Below are 20,447 nucleotides of genomic sequence, written 5' to 3' on the forward strand. Positions count from 1 at the left end.
AGCGAGATACGGAACCGCTCCGCGGAAGGTTCAAGGTGTCACTCGGTCAGACGCGAGGAAACATGACGGTAATCCGCAGACCGCCGGACGGTCCGGGCTCCGCCGTGATCGTGCCGTCGTGCGCGCCCACGATCGACCGCGCGATCGCCAGGCCGAGGCCGCTGCCGCCACCGTGGTCGATCCGGTCCGTGGCCAGCCGGGTGAACGGCTCGAACAGGCGCGTCACCTCGCCGGCCGGGATCGGCGTGCCGGTGTTCTCCACGACCAGCGCGGGGTCGGACCCGACCGTGACGTGTACGGTGCCGCCCGGCACGTTGTAGCTGATCGCGTTGTGCACCAGGTTGCGGACCAGCCGCTCCGGCAGCACGGCGTCGCCGGGCACGACCCGCGGCCGTACCGTGGGCACCACCGTGACCTCGCGTTCCGCGGCCGGCCCGGCGTGCGCGTCGAGCACCGCCCGGACGATCTCGTCCAGCCGCTCCGGGTTCCGGCCGGCCAGCCCCTGGTCGGCCTGGCTGAGCACGAGCAGGCCCTCGATCAGCCGCTCGTTGCGCGCGTTCGCGGCCAGCAACTGGCTGGCCAGCAGCGCGGACTGCTCCGGCGTGAGCGGCACCGCCATGCCGACCTCGATCAGCGTCCGTTGCAGCGCCAGTGGCGTGCGCAGCTCGTGCGACGCGTTCGCGGCGAACCGGCGCTGGCCCTCGTACCCGGCCGCGATCCGGTCCATCATGGCGTCCAGCGTGCGGCCGAGCCGGGCCAGCTCGTCCCGGCGGCCCCGCGGCCGGATCCGGTGCCCGAGGTTCTGCGGGCCCATCTGCGCGATCGCCGGGACCATGGTGCGCAGCGGCAGCAGCACCCAGTACGCGAGCAGCGGGAAGAGCAGCGCGGCCGCCAGCAGCGCGGCGAGCAGCGGGGTGACCGTCCGGAGCGGCAGGAACCGCTGCACCTGGGCGCAGATGTTCGACGCGTCGGTGTACTCGTTGTCGTCGTAGTAGTAGTTCAGGCAGTTGTCGTCCAGCACGTTGAGCGACAACGGCAGCCGCCACCAGTTGCTGTAGACGATCGCGGTCAGCAGGATCAGCCCGGCACAGACCAGTGCCAGCCGCGGCCGGACGGTCACCGGCCGATCCGGTATCCGGCGCGCGGCACCGTGTGCAGGATCGGTGGCTCGCCGAGCTTGCGGCGCAGCGTCATCACCGTCACCCGGATCACGTTCGTGAACGGGTCGGTGTGCTCGTCCCAGACCTGTTCCAGCAGGTCCTCCGTGGTGACGGTCTGCCCGCGGGCCCGCATCAGCGCGTGCAGCAGCGCGAACTCCTTCGCGGTCAGCGCCAGCGCCCGGCCGTCCCGGGTGGCGGTGCGCGAGGCCACGTCGACCACGATGCCGTCCTGTTCCAGTACCGGAGGCAGCGCGGGTGCGGTACGTCTCGCCAGGGCCCGCACCCGCGCCACCAGCTCGGCGAACACGAACGGCTTCGTCAGGTAGTCGTCCGCGCCGAGTCCCAGACCCGCCACCCGGTCGTAGACGCCGGCGGCCGCGGTGAGCAGCAGCAGCCGCGTCTCCGGCCGTTCCCGCGCGGCCCACCGGCACAGGTCGTCACCGGACCGGCCCGGCATGTCCCGGTCCAGGACGGCCACGTCGTAGCGGTGCACGGAGAGGCGCTCGTGCGCGCCGTCCCCGTCGTAGCAGACGTCCACCGCCATCGCCTCGCGGCGCAGCCCGAGCGCCACCGTGTCGGCGAGCAGCCGTTCGTCGTCGGCAACCAGAACCCGCACCCTCGTCACTCCCAGTCACGTCGGTACCCGGGGCACAGCATGGCAGACGCGGGTATAAAGCCGGGATAAGGAGCCGGTCAGTATCGGCCGCGCAGGTCCCAGACCCACACGTCGTCCACCTGTGTACCGGGCCCGAACAGCTGCCCGGCCAGGTCCCGGTAGGCCGCGTCGCCCGCCGTGTCGCGCACCACCACGACCGCGCCACGCCACCGCGCCACCTCGGTCCACACCGTGGCGCGGTCCTCCGCGGTCACCGTGGGTGCGGCACCCGCCTCGACCGTCAGGTGCACCAGCGCGGTGGTGCGGCTGAGGTGGGCCGGGCCCATCCGGCCGGCGCCGTCGACGTCCGGGCCGAGGAAGTAGCCCTCCGGCACCGCGTACTCGTGCCCGGCCCACGCGCTCCAGCTCAGCTGCTCCCGGCCGGCCCAGTTGCTCGGCAGCGGCAGCGTGACCATCGTCCGGCCGGCCGGAACGTACGCCCGCCAGGCGCCGGACGTGATGAACCGCGGCGGCACCCGGTCCGGCATCGCGGGCAGCGGCTGCGGGATCAGCGGCACCAGCGCCAGCACGATCGCGACCCGGAACGCGCGGGCAGGCAGCCGGTCCCAGGCCAGCGCCAGCACCACCACGAACGCGCCGATCACCGCGTACGTCATCCGGCTCGGCATCGCCAGGTTCAGCACCGGGAAGTCCTCGCCGAGCAGCGCCTGCGGCCCGGGCACGCCGGTCAGCTCGCCGCCGAACCGCAGCGCCGGTCCGATCGACAGCACCGCGGCCACGCCGGTGACCACAGCCGCGGTCCGCACGATCTCCGTCCGCCGCCACAGCGCCACCGTCACCGCGGCCACGGTCAGCACCAGCGGCCAGCCGAACCAGCTGTTCTGCTCGGTCCGCCCCTGCGTCAGTTCCGCCTCCGGCGAGCCGGCCACCGTGTCGCGGGCGAACGTCACCCAGGTCACCGGGTCCTCGCCCCAGGTGTTGAACGCGGGCATGCCGCTGAACGAGCCGGGCCCGTGGAACTGGAACCAGATCGGGTACGCGCACAGCACGCCCGCGGTCAGCGCGGTCACGCCCAGCGCCGCGCCGAACGACCGCCACCGCCGGCGTGCCTGGTCCGGCCGGAACGCCGCCCAGGCGAACGCCAGCACCGCGCACGCCACCGCGGTGACCAGCAGCACCTCCTCGTTGATGAACAGCTGCCAGGTGACCAGCCCGCCCAGGACCAGCCCGTCGCGCCGCCACCGGCCGTCGATCCCGAGCCGGATCACGGCCGCCACGATCAGCGGGATCAGGAAGTTCGAGACGAAGTTCGGCTGCCCGTTGGCGTGGTGGATGATCCCGGGCGCGAAGCCGGCGAACGCGCCGCCGACGAACGCGGCGGCCCGGCTGCGCACCAGGTACCGCTGGAGTGCCCAGTAGGCGGTCAGCGCGGTGCCGGCGCACGCGCCGACCATCCAGACCACGTAGGCCACGCGCGGCCCGGCCAGCAGCGTGACCGGTGCCATCGGGACGGTCACGCCGAGCACCGACGTGTTCGCCATCATGTTCACGCCGTCCGGCGCGTTCTGCGCGGTGGAGAACAGCGGGTTCTCCAGGTGCCGGACCGCGTGCGCGCCGTGACTGAGCAACCACTGGAACCAGGTGTGGTCGGCCGGGATCTGCGGCGTGAGCGTCCCCTGCGGATCGGCCAGGTACCGGCCCATCACCACCAGACCGAGCGCGAGGTAGACGCCGGCCGCCAGCAGGTGCGGCCAGCGGGCGGGGCGGCCCGGCGCGTTCGCCTCCGGCGCCGCCACCTCGGTCCGCGACGGCGCCTCGATCAATGCTGTGCTCATGGGCGCCGAACGTACGGACGCGCGCATAAGCGGCGGATAAACGAGACCGGGCGGGGCGGCCGAACGGGCCCGGCCGGGGCGGCGGCACAGAACGCCGGGCCGGCTGTCTGCCGTACCCCTGATGGGGGGGTTTTATGTCCTTTCAACGCATGAATTGGGATGAAAAGGTGTGATGGGGTACGTCGTTCCGGAAAGACGAGAGGCCGAAGCAGCGTGAGCCAGCCGTTCACCCTCCCCGAGTTCTACGTGCCGCACCCGGCGCGGCTCAACCCGCAGCTGGAGCGCGCCCGCACGCACTCCAAGGCGTGGGCCCGCGAGATGGAGATGATCGAGGGCTCCGGTATCTGGGACGAGGCCGACTTCGACAACCACGACTACGCGCTGCTCTGCGCCTACACCCACCCGGACGCGGACGGGCCGGAGCTGGACCTGATCACCGACTGGTACGTGTGGGTGTTCTTCTTCGACGACCACTTCCTCGAGCTGTACAAGAAGACCCGCGACCAGGCCGGCGCCAAGGCCTACCTGGACCGGCTGCCCGAGTTCATGCCGGTCGGCGACCCGTCCTCGATGCCGGAGCCGACGAACGCGATCGAGGCCGGCCTCGCGGACCTGTGGCGGCGCACCGTCCCGGCGATGTCCACCGACTGGCAGCGGCGGTTCCGGCAGAGCACCGAGCACCTGCTGGTCGAGTGCGTCTGGGAACTGTCCAACATCTCCGACGGCCGCACCGCGAACCCGATCGAGTACGTCGAGATGCGCCGCAAGGTCGGCGGCGCGCCCTGGTCCGCGGACCTGGTCGAGCACGCGGTCGCGGCGGAGGTCCCGGCGCGGGTGGCCGGCACCCGGCCGCTGCGCGTCCTCAAGGACACGTTCTCCGACGCGGTCCACCTGCGCAACGACATCTTCTCCTACCAGCGCGAGACCGAGTCCGAGGGCGAGGTCAACAACTGCGTGCTGGTCTTCGAGCGGTTCTTCGAGATCACCCCGCAGGCCGCGGCGGACGCGGTCAACGACCTGCTCACCTCGCGCCTGCAGCAGTTCGAGAACACCGCGCTGACCGAGGTCCCGATGGTCGCGGCCGCGCACGGGCTCACCCCGGCCGAGGCCTCCGCGGTCGCCCGGTACGCGAAGGGCCTCCAGGACTGGCAGTCCGGCGGGCACGAGTGGCACCTGCGGTCCAGCCGATACATGAACAAGGGCTCGCGGCCGGGGCTCGGCATGTCCGCGGCCCGGCGGTTCGGGAGCGCGCTCGGCGCCGGGCGGATCAAGCAGCACACGCACGCGCATCACACACCGGTCGGCGAGCTGCCGATGCCGGACTTCCGGATGCCGTACCCGCTGCGGACCAGCCCGCACCTGGACCGGTCCCGGGAGAGCACGGTCGCCTGGTCACGTGCGATGGGCTTCTTCGACCCGGTGGCCGGCGTGCCCGGCCCGCCGGTCTGGACCGAGGACCTGCTGCGCGGCTTCGACTTCCCGCTCTGCGCCGCGCACATCAACTGGGACGCGTCCGCGGAGCAGCTCGACGTCTCGTCGCACTGGCTGACCTGGGGCACCTACGCGGACGACTACTTCCCGCTGGTGTTCAACCGGTCCCGGGACTACGCGGCCGCGACGGCGCACGTGGAGCGGCTCAAGCTGTTCATGCCGGTGGACGGCGCGCTGTCGATGCCCGCGCCCGCCCACCCGCTCGAGGCCGGACTCGCCGACCTGTGGCCGCGCACGGCCGGGCCGATGAGCCCGGACCAGCGCGCCCGGTTCCGCCACGCGGTCGCCGACATGCTGGACAGCTGGCTGTGGGAGCTGCAGAACCACCTCCAGCACCGGATCGCCGACCCGGTCGACTACGTGGAGATGCGGCGGCGCACGTTCGGCTCCGAACTGACCATGAGCCTGTGCCGGATCAAGCACGGCGCGCTGCTGCCGCCGGAGATCTACCGCACCCGGACCATGCGCGGCCTGGACAACTCCGCCGCCGACTACGCCTGCCTGGCCAACGACGTGTTCTCGTACCGCAAGGAGATCGAGTTCGAGGGCGAGCTGAACAACGGCGTCCTGGTCATCGAGCGCTTCCTGGAGATCACGCCGACGGAGGCGATGCGGGTCGCGGCCGACCTGATGGCGGCCCGGCTCCAGCAGTTCGAGCGGATCGCCCGCGACGAGCTGCCGATCCTCTACCAGGACTTCGACCTGAAACCCGACGGCATCACCACGATCCAGCGGTACGTGCAGGAGCTGCGCGACTGGATGGCCGGCGTGCTCGGCTGGCACCGCGGCACCCACCGTTACGGCGAGGCCGACCTGCGCAAGCTCCCGCACTCACCGCGCAACGTCGTAGGTCTCGCCGCTTCCCGTCCCGCCGCCGCCCGTTCCGTTGCTGCCCGTTCTGCTGTCCGTTCCGCCGTCCGGTCCGGTGCGGTCCGGCCCGGGAGCCGGCTGCCCGGACCGGCCGGTGTGCCGGGCCGTGCCGCGTCCGCGCCGCGGGTTTCCGCTGCCGGAGCCGCCGGTGGCCCGGCTGCTGTCGGCGGCGCAACCGGTGCGCCCGTGCCCGCGACCGTCCCCGCCACGGGCGGCGTCGCCGCGCCCGCGGCGCCGGCGCTGACCGTCACGCTGCCCGCGCCGGCCGGCCTCGGCACCGGGGCGGCACGCCTGTTCGCGCGTACCCCCGCGTCGCACTGATCCCGCGCCCCGGCCGGCGGATCACGCCGGCCGGGGCCGTGCGGTGCGGGTGCGTAGGGCGGTGCGGTGCGCCGGGCGGTGCGGTGGGTCAGGCGGGTGCGGTGGTGGGGCGGCGCGTGCGCGCGTGGCGGACCGCCAGCGCGTTCAGGGCGACGCCCCAGATCAGCGCGACGACCGTCCACCGTGCCCAGTCGACCGGGCGCGCGTCGCCGGACAGCAGCGTGCCCGCGACCGGGAACGGCGTCAGCCAGTCACCGAGCGGCGGGACGAGCAGGAGCAGGGCCCACAACCCCAGCGGTACGACGATCGTGGCGAGACACGCGACCCAGGCCGGCCTGATCAGCACGCCCAGCCCGGTGCCGGTCAGGTTCGCCACCACCTGCACCAGCACGCCGCCGGCCAGGACCGTGCCCGCACCGGCCCAGGTGCCGCCGGCGGCCGCCGGCGCGCCCGCGGCCAGCAGGCTCCCGGTCAGCCCGGTCGCCGCGCCCAGCAGCACGGCCGTGCCGAGCACCGGCACCGCGTCCCGGCCGGCCGTGGTCAGCAGGTCCCGGCCGAGCAGCACGCCGTGGAACGGCAGCACCACCGACATGAACATCTGCGTGCCGAACGCGACGAACGCGAACGTGCGCTCGTCCGGCGGCAGCGCCACCGCCATCAGCGCGGCGATCACCACGCCCACCAGCAGTGTCACCCCGAGCAGCCATCGTTTCGCCGCCGTACCGAACACCCGCTGACCCATGTCGTAGCCCCCGTTCGATCGAATGAGATCTCATGATGGCGGACCGGCGGCCGTCCGTCACGACACGGACGGAGGCGCCCACCGCGCGGTGGGCGCCTCCGTCACGGGCACCGTCCTATCTGAACGTGACGTCGCTGCGGTTCACCTTGCAGTTGGCGTCGTTCCAGCCCTCACCGAGATAGCTCGGCTCGCTGCCCTTGGCGACACCCTTGTACTTGCCGCACACCGTGGCCGAGCCGACGACCGTGACCCGGGTGATGGTGGCGGTGTCGTTCCAGTTGCTGTTGATGCCGACGACCATGTCGATGTCGTCCAGCAGCACGTTGTCGACCTTCACGTGCCGGGTGTACGAGCTGGAGCAGTTGCCGCAGGCCCGGTACAGCTTGCCGGAGCCCTTCAGGTAGAAGCCGCTGATGCTCACGGTCCCGTTGCCGTTGTGCTGGAAGGTCTTGTCGCTGCCGGACCGCGCGCCGCCACCGATCACGTACGACGTGCCGCCGCCCGTGCCCTTGAACGTCGCGGCGTCCTCGCCGATGTCGTTCCACCAGACGTTGCGCAGCGTGCAGGTGCCCTCGCAGTGCACGCCGTCCCCGGCCGGCGAGCCGAGGATGACGTTCTGCAGCGTACCGCCGTTGGCGATCTTGAACATCGGGTCCTGGGACTCGCTCTGCCCACCGTCACCGATGCAGCAGTAGGTCTTCATCCCGCCGTCGAACGTGCCGGACACGCTGACCGTGCCGGAGATCGACACGTTGCCCTGCGACGACGGCCAGGCGCCGGTCGGCGTGCCGGGGGCACCGGTCGGGCCGGGCGTCGGGGTGCCGGTCGGCCCGCCCGTGGTCGGCCCGGGCGTCGGGTTCGAGCTGCCACCGGAGTAGGTCTCGAACTCCGCGATCCGCGGTGCCGCGGACGCGCCGGTGATGTCGAGCGTGACCTTCTTCAGCGAGGTCGCGGTGAAGTTGATGGTGCTCGGGCTGCCGCTGCCGCTGGTCAGGACGGCGCCGCTGTCCCCGTTGAGCAACCGCCACGCGGTGATCGACCCACCGCCGGACGCCTGCTTGATGACCACGCTGCTCACCGAGGTGGCGCTGCTCCACTTGACCGACACGTAGCCGGTCGCGCTGCCCGGCGCCCAGTACGTGCCGGCGTCACCGTCCTTGACGTTGCCGTAGCTGGTGCCGGTGGCCTTGCTCGAGCCGTCGGCACCGCCGCTCAGGCTCAGGTTCGTGTCCGCCGCCCAGGCCTGCGGCAGCGACAGCATGACCGCCGCCCCGACCGCCGCGACGGCGCCTCCGGTCACCCACCGGAGGGTTGCTGATCTTTTCATCCGTGTCTCACCTTCATGGTCGACAAGTGCGCCGGCGCCACACCGCTTCCATTCTGGAAAGCGCATTCCTGGAGCATAGATACACCTCGATGACGAAGGCAAGTGCTGGTTGCGGCCGAGGCGCCGGCCCGTGCGCCCCGCGTCCGGCGGCGCGCCGATCACACCGTTCGCGGTGCGCGCCAGTCCCTGCACAGGGAATTGAGGCCGGTACGGCCCGTGCATAGAGTCGCGGCATGCGACGTCTTGGGTGCGGGGCCACACTGGTGGCGGTTCTCCTCGCGGGCTGCGGCGACACCGGTGAGCCGGCCGCGCCGCGGCCCGGCACGTCGGCGTTCGGCACGTCGGCGCCGAGCGCGGTGCCGTCGCCGCCCCCGTCGGTGGCCGGGGCCGCGCCGCGGATCCTGATGTTCACGGTGGAGGGCGACGCCGAGATCATCTCGATCGTCCGCGAGCTCGACGGCGAGCGGACCACCGAGGGGCCGGTGTCGCCGCCGTGGCGCGGGACCGTGGAGGTGCCGGCGGACGGCCGCCCGCACCGGTGGAGCCTGACCCTGACGCACGGCAGTGGCCGGGCCGAGCTCGTCGCGACCCTGGACGGCGCCGTGGCCGGACAGACCCGGGGCGCCGGAACCGGCGAGGGCACGCTGCGGGTGAGCGGATCCGTCGATGGCTGACCGGCGGGTGTCGACGAGGTTCCGCCCGGTGCTCGGTGCCGTGGCATGGTCACTCCTGCTCGCGGCCTGTGCGCCGGACGCGGGGCCGTCGCCCGTGGGGCCGTCGGTGTCCACGCCGTCACCGGCGGTCAGTTCCGTACCGTCGTCGAGCGGGCCCTTCGACGCCCACTTCACCGAGATCGGGTCGGCGAACATCGTGCTGTCGTCGTGCATCGGCAGGTTCAACGGCGCGGAGAGCGAGTGGTGCCCCGGCACCGCCCTGGCGGACCTGGTCGGCGACGTGACCACGACGGTGCGGCGGGACGTGGCCGCACGCCCCGACCCGTCCCGATTCGCCGACGTCTCCGCGGCGATCGCCGGCCTCGACGAGAGCGCCGCGGCCGTGCGGCAGCCCTGCGACGACCTCCCGGCCCGCAAACTCCAGTGCCTCGCCGCCTTCAACACGATGATGGACGACTGGTACGCCTTCACCGCCGCCACCGGCTACCGATAGCGATCCGCGAGCACCCGGCGCGCTGTGTTCCGGTGCCCGACCGCGTCTCCCGTCGCGCCGCGGGAACACCGAACGGGCGTGTCGCCGCCGGAACCGGTTCCGCACCCGTCCGTGAAGACATCGTGCAGATCCGGTGCGGAAGCGCCGGAACCCGGCCGCGCCACGCCATGATCCGGTCCGTGCGAAGCCGGATTCTGCTCACGATCTCCGCTCACGTCGCCGGTGCCGTCGCGGCCTGGGTGCTGTTCTGCCTGGAATGCGGGCTCCTCTACCTCGGCCTGCTGGTCTCCGTGCTCGGCATCGTCGCGGATCCCGGCGGCCCGCTGCACGGGCCCGTCACGCTCCTGCTCGTCGCCGTCACCGGCGCGGTCCTCACGATCGCCGTGCTGCTCCCGGCCGTGCTGATCGGCCGGATGGCCCGGCGCTTCAGCTGGCCGGCCGCCCTCGCGATCGCCGCCGTGCTGCTGGCCCTGCTCGTCGCCGCTCTGCGGCTCACCACCGACCCACTGAAGACCTGGGCGGTCCTGGCCGGAGCCGCCGCGACCCCGCTGACCCTCTGGTGCGCCATCGTCTCCCTCGCCACCCGCCGGCCCCCCGAAGAGCCCCCGGCGGACAACTGGTGGTTCACGTCGCAGCCCTGACCCACCGAGGCGCACCACCGCGCGCACCGCACCTCGCCGCGCACCGCACCTCGCCGCACGCCGCACCGCACTGCCGCACCGCACCGCGCCGCACCTCGCCGCGCCGCACCGGCGGCCCGCCGACCGCGCAGCGGGTCGGTTTGCCGGCCAGCCCATCGCGGGCAGCCAGGCCGGCGGCACGGTCGCCAGCAGCGCGCAGCGCGCGAGGTCGCAGCCGATCAGCGGGCGGCGGCGGTCGACCCGGTCGACGACCGGGCCGGCGACCGTCCCGGCCAGCACGGTGGCGACGCCGGCGGCGCCGGTGAGCAGGCCCGTCATCGTGACCGAGCCGGTGGTGTGCAGGACCAGCAGCGGCACGGCGATCAGCGAGAACGAGTCACCGGCGACCGACAGCGTCCGGGCCGGCCAGAATGCCCGGCATCCCACCGGCGGTCACGAGACGAGGGGGAACAGCGGTCCGGTGGAACGGCCGGTGGCGGCCTCGACGAACGCGACCGGGGACGGGATCGCGGCCAGGATCTTTGCGGTCTCGGCCAGGCCCGACGGCGGCACGGCGGGCTCCCGGCCCAGCGCGCGCTGCAGGTCGAGCAGGTGGACGGTGGACTCGACGATGCCGATCCCGGCGGCCTCGGCGAGGTCGAGGCGGGCTATGCCGAAGTAGTCGACGACGACCGGCCCACGCGCGCGGGCACCGGCCAGCGCGCGCGGGCCGACCTCGGCGAACGCGGCGGTCAGCTGGGCGGGCGTGTGCTGCTGGGCGGCGTCCCGGGCGCCCTGGGCGACGCGCGGGGACTGGAGCGCGGCGAGCCCGCCGGGACGGTTCAGGTCGCGCAGCAGGGCGGTGGCGGACGGGTGGGTGGGCTCGTCGGCCCGGACCAGGTCGAGCATCTGGGCGAAGCCGTGCGGCCACGCGGCGAGGTGGGCGAACAGGGCCTTGACGTCCCAGCCCGGCAGCCGGGTCGGACGGGTCCAGCGGGCGGCGTCCAGATCGTGTCCGTGCGCCGCCCACACCGCCCACAGCTCACCGAGCGCGGTCAGACGTGCCTCGAGCAACTGCTCCGCGGAGGACATGCCACCGAGGATAGTGGCCGATCAGTACGAACGGTGGGTCGCCAGATGCGCCAGGGCGGTCAGTTCCGCGGCGGCGGCCGGCAGCGGGTCGGCGGCCGCCAGCGACGTCGACGCCTGGTGCAGCAGCGCGTCCCGGTGGGCGTGACACCAGGCGCGCCCGCCGGCGTCGGCGACCAGTTCGGCGATCCGGGGCAGTTCCGCGTCCGTGAACGCGGTGTCCCGGTCGTAGAACCGGACCAGTTCCCGTCCGGCCGGCGTGCCGGACGTGAGCGCGGCCAGCACCGGCAGCGACTTCTTCCGGTTGCGCAGGTCGGAGAAGACCGGCTTGCCGGTCACCACCGGGTCCCCCCAGATGCCGAGCAGGTCGTCGACGATCTGGAACGCGAGCCCGACGCGCTCCCCGAACTCGCCGAGCAGCGCGGCCCGCGCGGCGGGCGCGCCGCCCAGCAGCGCACCCAGTGAGCACGACGCCCCGAGCAGCGCGCCGGTCTTGTTGGCGGCCATCTCGAGGACGTCCGTCAGCCGTACCGTCGTGGTCTGCTCGAATCTCAGGTCGGCGGCCTGCCCGTCGACCAGCGCCTGCACCGCGGCACAGAGCCCGCGGATCGCCGGTCCGGTCGCCGGCGCCCCGGACGCGGCCAGCACGTCGATCGCGGCCGCCAGCAGTGCGTCCCCGGCGAGGATCGCGGTGTCGACGCCGAAGACCGCCCAGACCGTCGGCCGGTGGCGCCGGGTGGCGTCGCCGTCCATCACGTCGTCGTGCAGCAGCGAGAAGTTGTGCACCAGCTCGACCGCGACCGCGGCGGGCACGGCCGCCGCCCGGTCGCCGCCGACGGCCGCGGCGGCGCTGAGCGCGAGCGCGGGGCGCAGCGCCTTGCCACCGGACTGCGCGGCCGGCTGCCCGGCCGGGTCCCACCAGCCGAAGTGGTATCCGCTCGGCCGGGCGGTGGACTGCGGCAGCGCGCCGATCGCGGCCCGCAGCGCCGGTTCCACCATGGCGCGGGCGCCGGCCAGCACAGCGGCGGCGGGCTCCGCCGCGCCGGACGACCCGGCGGAGCCCCGTACCGTGGAAAGGGTGGTCATGAGGTGGTGCCGATCTCGACGTGTTCGAGGACGCCGAGCGCGTCCGGGGTCAGCACCGCGGCCGAGAAGTAGTTGCTGACCAGGTACGACGTGATCGCGTTCGGGTCGACGCCCATGTACCGGACGTTTAGGCCGGGCTCGGTCTCGTGCGGCAGGTTCTTCGGGATCAGGCCGACCACGCCCTGGTCGTCGGCGCCGAGCCGCATCGCGATGATCGACGTGGTGCCCGCGCCGGTCACCGGGATCTTGTCGCAGGGCAGGATCGGCACGCCGCGCCAGGACGGCACGAGCCGGCCCTCGACCTCGACCGGCGGCACGGTCAGGCCGCACCTGGTGATCTCGCGGCCGATCGCGGCGATCGCGCGCGGGTGCGCCAGGACGACCCGGGTCTTGCGGCGGCGGGAGATCAGCTCGTCCAGGTCGTCCGGCGTGGGCGGGCCGGTGCGGGTGGCGACGCGCTGGGTCAGGTCCGCATTGTGCAGCAGGCCGAAGCCGGGGTTGTTGACCAGCTCGTCCTCCTGCCGTTCGCGCAGTGCGGTGATGGTGATCCGCAGCTGCTCCTCGGCCTGGTTCATCGGGTCGTTGTAGAGGTCGGCGACGCGCGTGTGGACGCGCAGGATCGTCTGCGCGACGCTCAGCTCGTACTCGCGCGGCGCCAGCTCGTAGTCGACGAACGTGCCGGGCAGGTCCGGCTCGCCGTCGTGGCCGCTGGCCAGCGCGATGTCGGTCTCGCCGAACCGGTTGCGCGGGATCGCGGACAGCTCGCCGAGCCAGGCCCGCAGGTACCCGATCAGCTGGGTACGGAGTGGACCGTCCAGCGCGAGCAGCGCGTCCGCGGAGAGCGACAGCACGGTGCACGCGGTCTCCGCGCGGACCGTGTGCGGGTACGTCACCGGCGCCCCGCGCTGCGACCCGAGCAGCGTCGAGGTCAGTGCCTCGCCGCCCACGTGATCACCGTCCGCGATCATGCCGAGCCGCACCGGGTCGCCGTACTCGCCGGTCTGCCGGCGGGACGCCTTGCCGTGCGCGATCAGGACGAGCCGGTCGACCGCCTCACCCTCGGCGGCGATGATCGCGCCCGCGACGTACTCGCGCTGCACGAACCGGTCCGCCAGCACCGCGAGCCCGGCGGGGTCGGCGAACGACGACAGGGCCGGGATCTCGCGCAGCGTCGGCGGGATCACCCGTACCGCCGCGCCGTCGTTGACGAACCGCACCCGCCCGTCGCCGGTCCGGTACCGCGCCCGCCGGTTGACCCGGTACGCGCCGCCCTTGACCGGCATCCACGGCAGCATGCGCAGCAGCCACCGCGGTGAGTCCGCCGCGTTCTGCGGCCGCGTCTTCGTGGTGGTGGCGAGGTTCCGGGCGGCGGCGGGTCCGAGGGACCGCCGCGGTTCTGCCACCCTCTCGCGCAGGACGGTCATCAGTCCTCGCGCCCGAGCTCGACGTTCTCCAGGATGCCCAGCGCGTCCGGCACCAGCACGGCCGTGGAGTAGTACGCGCTGACCAGGTACTGGATGATGGCCTGCTCGGTGATGCCCATGAACCGCACGTTCAGGCCCGGCTGGTACTCGTCCGGGATACCGGTCTGGTGCAGCCCGACCACGCCCTGCTTGTCCTCGCCCGCGCGCATCAGCATGATCGAGCTGGTCCGCCGGTCGGACACGCCGATCTTGTTGCACGGGAAGATCGGGATGCCCCGCCAGGCCGGCACCTGGTGTCCCGCCACGTCGATCGCGCTCGGGTAGACGCCGCGCTTGCTGCACTCCCGGCCGAACGCCGCGATCGTGCGCGGGTGCGCCAGGAAGAACGTCGGGTCCTTCCAGACCAGCGCGAGCAGCTCGTCCATGTCGTCCGGCGTCGGCGGGCCGGACCGGGTGTAGATGCGCTGCCTCAGGTCCGCGTTGTGCAGCAGCCCGAAGTCGCGGTTGTTGACCATCTCGTGCTCCTGGCGCTCGCGCAGCGCCTCGACGGTCAGCCGGAGCTGCTGCTCGATCTGGTCCATCGGCTCGTTGTAGAGGTCCGCGACCCGGCTGTGCACGCGCAGCACGGTCTGGGCCACGCTCAGCTCGTACTCGCGCGGCGCGGTCTCGTAGTCCACGTAGGTGGCCGGCAGGTCCGGCTCGCCGTCGTGCCCGGAGGCCAGCTCGATCGCGGCCTCACCGTGCTTGTTCTGCTTGCGGCCCGGCCGCTCCGCCATCCGCTGCATGTGCGCGCGCAGCGGCTCCGCCTGGCCGTTGAGCTGCTGCATCGCCTGCGCGGGCAACTCCAGCACGGTGCACGAGGTGATCGTCTTGACGGAGTACCGCCAGCGTCCCGGCGCGCCGGTCAGCACCTGCTCACCGAAGTAGTCGCCGTCCGCGAGCAGCCCGAGCACGGTCTGGTCGCCGTACTCGCCGGCCCCGACCTTGTGCACCTTGCCGTGCGCGATCAGGTAGACGCGGTCCTGCGTCTGCCCCTCGGTCACGATGATCTCGCCCGGCCCGTACTCCCGCTGCTGGAACCGCTCGGCCAGCGCCGCCAGGGCGTTCGCGTCCGAGAACCCGCGCAGCGGCGGCAGCTCGGTCAGCTCCATCGGCACGACCTTCACCTGCGAGCCGGTCGACGTGAACGTCACCCGGCCGTCGCCGATCGCGACGCTGAGCCGCCGGTTGACCCGGTAGACGCCGCCGGAGACCTGCACCCAGGGCAGCAGCTTCAGCAGCCACCGCGAGGTGATCCCCTGCATCTGGGGCGCGGTCTTGGTCGTCGTGGCCAGGTTCCGTGCGGCCTCCGGCCCGAGGGACCGCCGCTGCGGCTGATCGCCGTTCTCCGCGGGCCGGGTCCCGACCGTGTCCAGAAGAGTCACGCGCATAGCTCCGATCGATGTGGCGACCACGCGTTCTCGCGCGGTGCGGCCTGGGAGAGAAGCAAAGATCATCCGGCGCACATATGTGGCAGCCGGGCGCCCCGCGATGACAAAAATATGCAAGATCCCCCAAAACGGACACGATGAAACGCCAAACTCCCTCTTTAGGCTTAAAACCCCTGAAGAACATCTAAACCCACCAAAAACTGCTACACGGTACGGTCGGCTGCCGTTTTACGGTCCGCTGCGCTTCCACGCCACGGTCGTCACCCCGGCGCGCGGTCGTCCACCCGGCCGAAGCGGCGGCGGTGGCCGGCACGGACATGTCACGATGCCCGGCATGTCGGATCGGGCGATGAGCTTCGGGTCGGTGGCGGAAGCGTACGAACGATTCCGGCCGGGCTATCCACCGGAACTGCGCGATCTGGTGACCGCCTACGCGGGCCGCCCGATCCGCACCGCGCTGGAGATCGGCGCCGGCACCGGCAAGGCCACCCGCCTCTTCGCCCGCCCCGGCACCACGGTCACCGCGACCGATCCCGACCCGGCCATGCTCGCCGAGCTGCGCCGCCATCTGCCCGCGGACGTGCGCACCGTGCGGAGCGCGTTCGAGGAACTGTCCCCGGCCGGGACGTACGACCTGGTCTACGCGGCCGCCGCACTGCACTGGACGTCCCCGGCCGGCCGCTGGACCCGGATCGCCGGGCTGCTCGCACCGGGCGGCACCGTCGCCTCCTTCGGCGGCCCCGCCCGCCTCGCCGACCCGGCCGTCGACGCCGCCGTCCGGGCCGCTCGCGCCCCGTTCCTGGCCACCGACGACATCCCGTCGCCGGACGGCACCCCACCCGAGGACGAGATGCAGTGGCCCGGCACCGAGCTCGAGCGCTGCGACCTCTTCACCGACGTCCGCCAGACCACGATCCCGCGCCGGATCACGGTCACCGCCGCCGGCTACCTCGGCCACCTCGCCACGGTCTCCGCCTACCTCCAGCTCCCCGCACCGGTCCGCGACCAGGCCCTCCGCGCCGTCGAGGCCGTCCTCCCACCCACCGTCGACCTCACCACCGACATCGTCGCCCACCTGGCCCGCCGCACCGGCTGACCCCGTCGCGGCACCGCCGCCGCGCGGAGGTCCGCTGAACCGCGATTCCCGGCGCCGACCCACCGTTCCCAGCGCCGGCCCAGGGTTTCCGGTGCTGCCGCGCGCTTTCCGGCGCCGGCCTGCGGTTTCCGGCGCCGGCCCACCGTTCCCGGCGCGGGCGCGCGGGACATCGGCCGAGACGCCGTCGCCGTTTCGAGGCACATCGGGCGGCGGACCGGTCAGCCGACCCGGCGGTAGAGCGCGACCGTGGCGCCGTGCACGGTGAACAGGTCCGTCCGGCGGAAGCCGGTGCGGAGCGCCAGGGCGGCGCGTGGCTTGTGGATCAGCGGGTCCTCGGGACCGGTGGCGGCGACCACGAACCAGACGCGGGGGACGTCACGCAGGTGGGTGGCCACGTCCGGGTGCTCAACCGCGGTCAGCCGGCCGGCCTGGCCGGCGGTCCGCGCGAGCAGCACGTCGGCCGGGCGGTCCGGGTCGCCGCGGTAGTAGAAGTCGACGCCGGCCCGCAGCGCGCGGTTGTTGTCCTGGTAGATGATGGCGTCGCCGGGGCGGTCCCGGGCGGCGATCATCCGGGTGAGCGCGCGGTAGTCGGCGCCGTTCTTGGCCAGCGCGCCGCGCTGCTGCCGGTGCTCCGGCCAGGCGGCGGCGAACAGCACGGCGAGCGTCACCGCGACCGGCAGCCACGCCCGGCCGCGCGGCCACCGGGTGCCGAGGCGAGCCGACCGGCTCGGCACCGGCGGTGCCAGCGACGGCGGAGGTGCCGCCGACGGCGCCGGAGACGACGGCGACGGCGCGGATGCCGCCGCTGGGGACCGCGGAGGTGCCGCCGACGGCGACGGAGAAGACGGCGGGGGCGGCGACGGATGGGGCGCGCACACGATCGCGGCCGCCAGCAGGGCCAGCGGTGGCAGCACGACCAGTAGGTAGCGCGGGACCCAGAGCGGGCCCACCAGCAGTGAGTACGAGGCCAGCGCCAGCATCGGTGCGGCGCACAGCGCGACCAGCTCGATGTACCGGGACCGCCAGGTGAACGCCAGCACCAGCCCGATCAGCAGCCACGCGGCCGCGGCGGACCCGACGATCTCGGCGGGGGAGCGGCGCAGGATCGCGGCCGACAGCGGCTTGATCCACGCGACCTGCCCGGCCTGCTGGCCGGCGCCGAGCACCACCAGCGGCGCGAGCAGCACCAGCACGACGGTCGCCGTGAGCGCCCAGCCCCGGAGCAGGCGGCGGTCGCGGCGCAGCACGATCACCGCGTGCGCGGCCAGCACGGACACGCCGACGATGTGGCTGAGGCCGAGGAACGCCACCGACGCGCCGTACGGGATCCACCGCCACCGGTCCGGGCGGCGCAGCGCCAGGTGCAGCAGGAGCAGGGACAGGGCGGAGAAGAGCACACTGAACGCGTACGGCCGGGCCTCGGCCGCGTACCGGTAGGAATTGGGCATGATGACCAGCAGCAGACCGGCCGTCAGACCGGTGAGCGGCGTGAACAGGCGGCGGCCCAGTTCGCCGGTGAGGCCGGCGGCCAGCGCCATCGCGACCACCTGCGGCAGCCGCAGCACTGTCTCGGACGTGCCGGCCAACCCGGTCCACACGTGCATGAGCAGGTAGTACGGCCCGAGCACGCCGTCCACGTGCCGCATCAGCGCCCAGATCTCGGCGGGGGTGCGCCGCGCGATGTCCGCGGTGGCGACCTCGTCCCAGCTGAAGCCCGGCCCGGTGATGCTGACCGACGCGGTGACGAGCAGCACCACCGCGGGTACGACAGCCGGTGCGATAAGTCGGGCGTGACGCATCGAGAACCCTTACACGGGACGCCGCCAGGCGTCGATGATCTGGACGGCGCGCATGCCCTCGGACAGGTACAGCCCGAGCGCCGGGCGCCGCGGGTCCGTGTCCACGTGCAGGATCGTGCCCGCCCAGCCGTCCCGGGTGTCCTCCGCGAACGCGTGCCGCAGCAGCCATCGTCCCAGCCCGCGACCCTGAAACGTGGGATGCACACCGAGCAGCCGCAGGTAGCCGCACTTCTCGTCCGGCGCGAACAGCGTGGACCGCAGCGTCATCCCGGCCGGCTCGCCCGCGTCGGTGTAGAGCACGCTCAGGAACGACCAGTCGTGCACGCTCTCCGTCTCGCGCGCGGCCGCCCACTCGTCGTAGCTCTTGCGCACGTGCCCGTAGTGATCGTGGAACGCGGCCTCGCGCGTCTCGTGCGCATCGCGCCGGACCCGCTCGGACTCCGCACCGTTGCGCACCACGAACCCCGCAGGCACGTCCGGGAACGCGCGGTCCCCGGTGTGGTCGGCGCGCAGCCGGTGGTAGACCGTGCCGACCTCGAAGCCGTAGCCGGTGAGCCGCCGCGCGGTCGGCGTGTCCTCCCGGTAGACGCCGACGCCGCCGGTCACGGACGGCCAGCCGCGCTCCCGGCCGATCGCGGCCGCGCGCTCGCGCGCCATGGCCCAGAGCCGGTCCGCGACCTCGTCGTCCAGCGTGAACACGTCCATGTCGACGATGCCGTCGCCGCTCGGCCACGCCCAGCCCCAGCCGACGGCGGTGCCGTGCTCGTCGAGGACCAGCCACGCGTCCGTGCCGAGGTCACCCTCGGGGGAGCGCAGCTCGTCCTCGACGTCGGCGAGTGTGTAGTCCAGCCGGCCGATCCGGGCCGTCTGGTAGGCCCGGATCACCGCGAAGATCGTCTCAGCGTCCGCCGGGGTGGGGCGGCGCACCTCGTAGCGTGGGGACAGCACCCGCGCACCCTAACCTCAGGCGGTGGCGCACGTCCCGGAATTTGTCCGCGGCTCGACCCGGTCGGCCACGGTGTGCAGCGCCCGGGCGAGGGCCCGGCGCGCACCGGCCGCGCGCACGGTCCGCGCGGGCCGGTCCGGCCGGACCGGCGCACCCGGCTGCGCGGAGGTCACCTCGCGCAGCATCGCCTTCATCGCCATGTTCATGCCGAGAGCGTCGCTGGTGTCCATGTCAGATCCTCCCGTCGGGGGCCGGGCCGGTGCTGGCCCGGACGATGAGCTCGGTGGGGAGCGCCACGCGGCGCCCCTCGGCGGTGGCCGGCGGGTCGAGCAGCAGCTCACCCGCGATGCGGCCCTTCTCCTTGGCCGGTTGGCGGACCGTGGTCAGGCCCGCCTCGGCCGCCTGTGGGATGTCGTCGAACCCGATGACCGACACGTCCCGGCCCGGGCGCAGGCCCCGGGCCCGCAGCGCGTCCAGCGCGCCGAGCGCCAGCACGTCGCTGAACGCGATCAGCGCGGTCGGCCGGTCGCGCCGGTCGAGCGCCGTGGCGGCGCCCTCCAGCCCGGCCTCGCGGCTGTTGCCGGGCACGTTGATGATCGTCACCTCGTCCCAGTCCAGGCCGGCCTTGTCCCAGGCCTCCTGGTAGCCGCGCAGCCGTTCGCGTTCGCCCTGGTACGAGATGTCCTCGAGGTGCCGGATCGGCGCGGACCGCGGGCTCAGCGCCGGGTGCAGCATGTCCGCGACGACGGTCACGCGGTGGTGGCCCAGCGCGGTCAGGTGCGCGCCGGCCGCCCGGGTCGCGGCCGCCTCGTCGATGCCGGCCGCGAACATGTCCGGGTCCGTGGCCAGCAACTCGGTGCCGACCACCGGCAGCCCGCGCTCGAAGATCGCCTCCCGGGCCGGGTGCCCCTCGGCCACGCAGAACACGCAGAAGCCGTCGACCGCCGCGTTGCGCACGGCGGCCCGTGCCGCGTCCGGGTCGTCCGGGACCGGGATGAGCAGCAGACCGGTCGAGTGGCGCTCCGCGGCCAGCGACAGTCCCTGCAGGAAGCGCACCGCGAACGGGTCCTTGAACGCGTAGGACAGCACGTCCGTGAAGAGCACGCCGATCGCGCCGGCCCGGCCGCGGCGCAGCGATCGCGCGGTCGGGTTCGGGCCGGCGTAGCCCAGCCGCCGGGCCGCGGCGAGGATGCGCTCGCGCAGCTCGGGCGAGAGCTGGTCGGGCCGCCCGTACGCGTTCGAGACGGTGCTGCGGGACACGCCCACCTCGTCCGCCACGGTTTGTAGCGTCGGCTTCACGCCGCGCCTCCTCTGTATCGATCCAGTGCCCTCTGGATCGATACAGTACGCCGGGGTCCGCGCACCTTCAAGGCCTTTTCTGGATCGATACAGTCGTCGTCCGCACCTGCCGCGTGCGGCGGCCCCCGC

At 73.3% G+C, this 20,447-nt stretch carries 18 protein-coding genes; 5 read left to right on the plus strand and 13 right to left on the minus strand.

Going from position 1 to position 20,447, the window contains the following annotated elements; translation table 11 throughout:
- Nucleotides 1-46: 46 nt before the first annotated feature.
- The 3 genes from J2S44_RS33705 to J2S44_RS33715 all read right to left on the minus strand — a co-directional run bounded on the left by J2S44_RS33705 (nt 47) and on the right by J2S44_RS33715 (nt 3,611).
- Nucleotides 47-1,120, minus strand: coding sequence for a sensor histidine kinase (locus tag J2S44_RS33705; protein ID WP_310422296.1), 1,074 nt, complete (start codon nt 1,118-1,120; stop codon nt 47-49).
- Nucleotides 1,117-1,776, minus strand: a complete 660-nt coding sequence (locus J2S44_RS33710; protein WP_310422299.1) for a response regulator transcription factor — start codon at nt 1,774-1,776, stop codon at nt 1,117-1,119. The genes J2S44_RS33705 and J2S44_RS33710 overlap by 4 nt, the downstream gene beginning before the upstream one ends.
- Nucleotides 1,777-1,853: 77 nt before the next feature.
- Nucleotides 1,854-3,611 (minus strand): DUF6311 domain-containing protein, encoded by a 1,758-nt coding sequence (locus tag J2S44_RS33715; RefSeq protein ID WP_310422302.1) that lies wholly within the window; start codon nt 3,609-3,611, stop codon nt 1,854-1,856.
- 213 nt (nt 3,612-3,824) lie between these two features.
- On the opposite strand from J2S44_RS33715, the gene J2S44_RS33720 reads away from it, so the two are divergent.
- Entirely contained in the window at nt 3,825-6,293 is a 2,469-nt protein-coding gene (locus J2S44_RS33720) for a terpene synthase family protein (RefSeq protein ID WP_310422305.1), read from the plus strand.
- Between the two features lie 88 nt (nt 6,294-6,381).
- Here J2S44_RS33720 and J2S44_RS33725 read toward each other — a convergent pair whose 3' ends face one another.
- Both J2S44_RS33725 and J2S44_RS33730 read right to left on the minus strand, forming a co-directional pair.
- Nucleotides 6,382-7,035 carry a hypothetical protein gene (locus J2S44_RS33725; RefSeq protein WP_310422308.1) on the minus strand — a complete coding sequence of 218 codons (654 nt, stop codon included), beginning with the start codon at nt 7,033-7,035 and terminating at the stop codon, nt 6,382-6,384.
- 115 nt (nt 7,036-7,150) lie between these two features.
- A complete protein-coding gene (locus tag J2S44_RS33730; protein ID WP_310422311.1) occupies nt 7,151-8,335 on the minus strand; it encodes a pectate lyase in 1,185 nt (394 codons plus the stop codon).
- 260 nt (nt 8,336-8,595) lie between these two features.
- Between J2S44_RS33730 and J2S44_RS33735 the strand changes: the two genes are divergently transcribed.
- From J2S44_RS33735 to J2S44_RS33745, 3 genes are all read left to right on the plus strand, one after another.
- On the plus strand, nt 8,596-9,036 hold the full coding sequence (locus J2S44_RS33735) for a hypothetical protein (RefSeq protein ID WP_310422314.1): 441 nt from the start codon (nt 8,596-8,598) through the stop codon (nt 9,034-9,036).
- Nucleotides 9,029-9,529, plus strand: a complete 501-nt coding sequence (locus J2S44_RS33740) for a hypothetical protein (RefSeq protein WP_310422317.1) — start codon at nt 9,029-9,031, stop codon at nt 9,527-9,529. Before J2S44_RS33735 ends, J2S44_RS33740 begins: the two co-directional genes overlap by 8 nt.
- A gap of 179 nt (nt 9,530-9,708) precedes the next feature.
- Nucleotides 9,709-10,170 carry a hypothetical protein gene (locus J2S44_RS33745; RefSeq protein WP_310422321.1) on the plus strand — a complete coding sequence of 154 codons (462 nt, stop codon included), beginning with the start codon at nt 9,709-9,711 and terminating at the stop codon, nt 10,168-10,170.
- Between the two features lie 432 nt (nt 10,171-10,602).
- Here J2S44_RS33745 and J2S44_RS33750 read toward each other — a convergent pair whose 3' ends face one another.
- Genes J2S44_RS33750 through J2S44_RS33765 form a run of 4 tightly spaced genes read right to left on the minus strand, consistent with a single transcriptional unit; the run spans nt 10,603 to nt 15,163 of the window.
- Complete coding sequence (locus J2S44_RS33750; RefSeq protein WP_310422324.1) at nt 10,603-11,241, minus strand: maleylpyruvate isomerase family mycothiol-dependent enzyme; 639 nt, start codon at nt 11,239-11,241, stop codon at nt 10,603-10,605.
- Between the two features lie 21 nt (nt 11,242-11,262).
- A complete protein-coding gene (locus J2S44_RS33755; RefSeq protein ID WP_310422327.1) occupies nt 11,263-12,324 on the minus strand; it encodes a family 2 encapsulin nanocompartment cargo protein polyprenyl transferase in 1,062 nt (353 codons plus the stop codon).
- Nucleotides 12,321-13,748 carry a family 2B encapsulin nanocompartment shell protein gene (locus tag J2S44_RS33760; RefSeq protein ID WP_310422331.1) on the minus strand — a complete coding sequence of 476 codons (1,428 nt, stop codon included), beginning with the start codon at nt 13,746-13,748 and terminating at the stop codon, nt 12,321-12,323. Before J2S44_RS33760 ends, J2S44_RS33755 begins: the two co-directional genes overlap by 4 nt.
- Nucleotides 13,748-15,163, minus strand: a complete 1,416-nt coding sequence (locus tag J2S44_RS33765) for a family 2B encapsulin nanocompartment shell protein (RefSeq protein WP_374728044.1) — start codon at nt 15,161-15,163, stop codon at nt 13,748-13,750. The genes J2S44_RS33760 and J2S44_RS33765 overlap by 1 nt, the downstream gene beginning before the upstream one ends.
- 349 nt (nt 15,164-15,512) lie before the next feature.
- Here J2S44_RS33765 and J2S44_RS33770 point away from each other — a divergent pair, with 349 nt between their 5' ends.
- Nucleotides 15,513-16,274 (plus strand): class I SAM-dependent methyltransferase, encoded by a 762-nt coding sequence (locus J2S44_RS33770; RefSeq protein WP_310422335.1) that lies wholly within the window; start codon nt 15,513-15,515, stop codon nt 16,272-16,274.
- A gap of 218 nt (nt 16,275-16,492) precedes the next feature.
- Here the strand turns inward: J2S44_RS33770 and J2S44_RS33775 are convergent, their stop codons facing one another.
- The 4 genes from J2S44_RS33775 to J2S44_RS33790 are packed head-to-tail and all read right to left on the minus strand — an operon-like array spanning nt 16,493 to nt 20,297.
- Nucleotides 16,493-18,031: a glycosyltransferase family 39 protein gene (locus J2S44_RS33775; RefSeq protein WP_310422338.1), complete on the minus strand. Its 1,539-nt coding sequence runs from the start codon at nt 18,029-18,031 to the stop codon at nt 16,493-16,495.
- A gap of 51 nt (nt 18,032-18,082) precedes the next feature.
- A complete protein-coding gene (locus tag J2S44_RS33780; RefSeq protein ID WP_310422341.1) occupies nt 18,083-19,021 on the minus strand; it encodes a GNAT family N-acetyltransferase in 939 nt (312 codons plus the stop codon).
- Nucleotides 19,022-19,036: 15 nt separating this feature from the next.
- A complete protein-coding gene (locus J2S44_RS33785) occupies nt 19,037-19,249 on the minus strand; it encodes a hypothetical protein (protein ID WP_310422343.1) in 213 nt (70 codons plus the stop codon).
- A gap of 1 nt (nt 19,250) precedes the next feature.
- The gene (locus J2S44_RS33790) at nt 19,251-20,297 is read right to left on the minus strand and encodes a LacI family DNA-binding transcriptional regulator (RefSeq protein WP_310422346.1); all 1,047 of its coding nucleotides are present in this window, start codon (nt 20,295-20,297) and stop codon (nt 19,251-19,253) included.
- Nucleotides 20,298-20,447 lie beyond the last annotated feature (150 nt).

Source organism: Catenuloplanes niger, from assembly GCF_031458255.1.
GTDB classification, from domain to species: Bacteria; Actinomycetota; Actinomycetes; order Mycobacteriales; family Micromonosporaceae; genus Catenuloplanes; species Catenuloplanes niger.

What these genes read in the sequence shown, in the direction of transcription:
- J2S44_RS33715 (WP_310422302.1), bottom strand. Translation starts at nt 3,611, where the DNA reads ATGAGCACAGCATTGATCGAGGCGCCGTCGCGGACCGAGGTGGCGGCG.
- J2S44_RS33760 (WP_310422331.1), bottom strand. Translation starts at nt 13,748, where the DNA reads ATGACCGTCCTGCGCGAGAGGGTGGCAGAACCGCGGCGGTCCCTCGGA.
- J2S44_RS33750 (WP_310422324.1), bottom strand. Translation starts at nt 11,241, where the DNA reads ATGTCCTCCGCGGAGCAGTTGCTCGAGGCACGTCTGACCGCGCTCGGT.
- J2S44_RS33770 (WP_310422335.1), top strand. Translation starts at nt 15,513, where the DNA reads ATGTCGGATCGGGCGATGAGCTTCGGGTCGGTGGCGGAAGCGTACGAA.
- J2S44_RS33785 (WP_310422343.1), bottom strand. Translation starts at nt 19,249, where the DNA reads ATGGACACCAGCGACGCTCTCGGCATGAACATGGCGATGAAGGCGATG.
- J2S44_RS33725 (WP_310422308.1), bottom strand. Translation starts at nt 7,035, where the DNA reads ATGGGTCAGCGGGTGTTCGGTACGGCGGCGAAACGATGGCTGCTCGGG.
- J2S44_RS33735 (WP_310422314.1), top strand. Translation starts at nt 8,596, where the DNA reads ATGCGACGTCTTGGGTGCGGGGCCACACTGGTGGCGGTTCTCCTCGCG.
- J2S44_RS33755 (WP_310422327.1), bottom strand. Translation starts at nt 12,324, where the DNA reads ATGACCACCCTTTCCACGGTACGGGGCTCCGCCGGGTCGTCCGGCGCG.
- J2S44_RS33740 (WP_310422317.1), top strand. Translation starts at nt 9,029, where the DNA reads ATGGCTGACCGGCGGGTGTCGACGAGGTTCCGCCCGGTGCTCGGTGCC.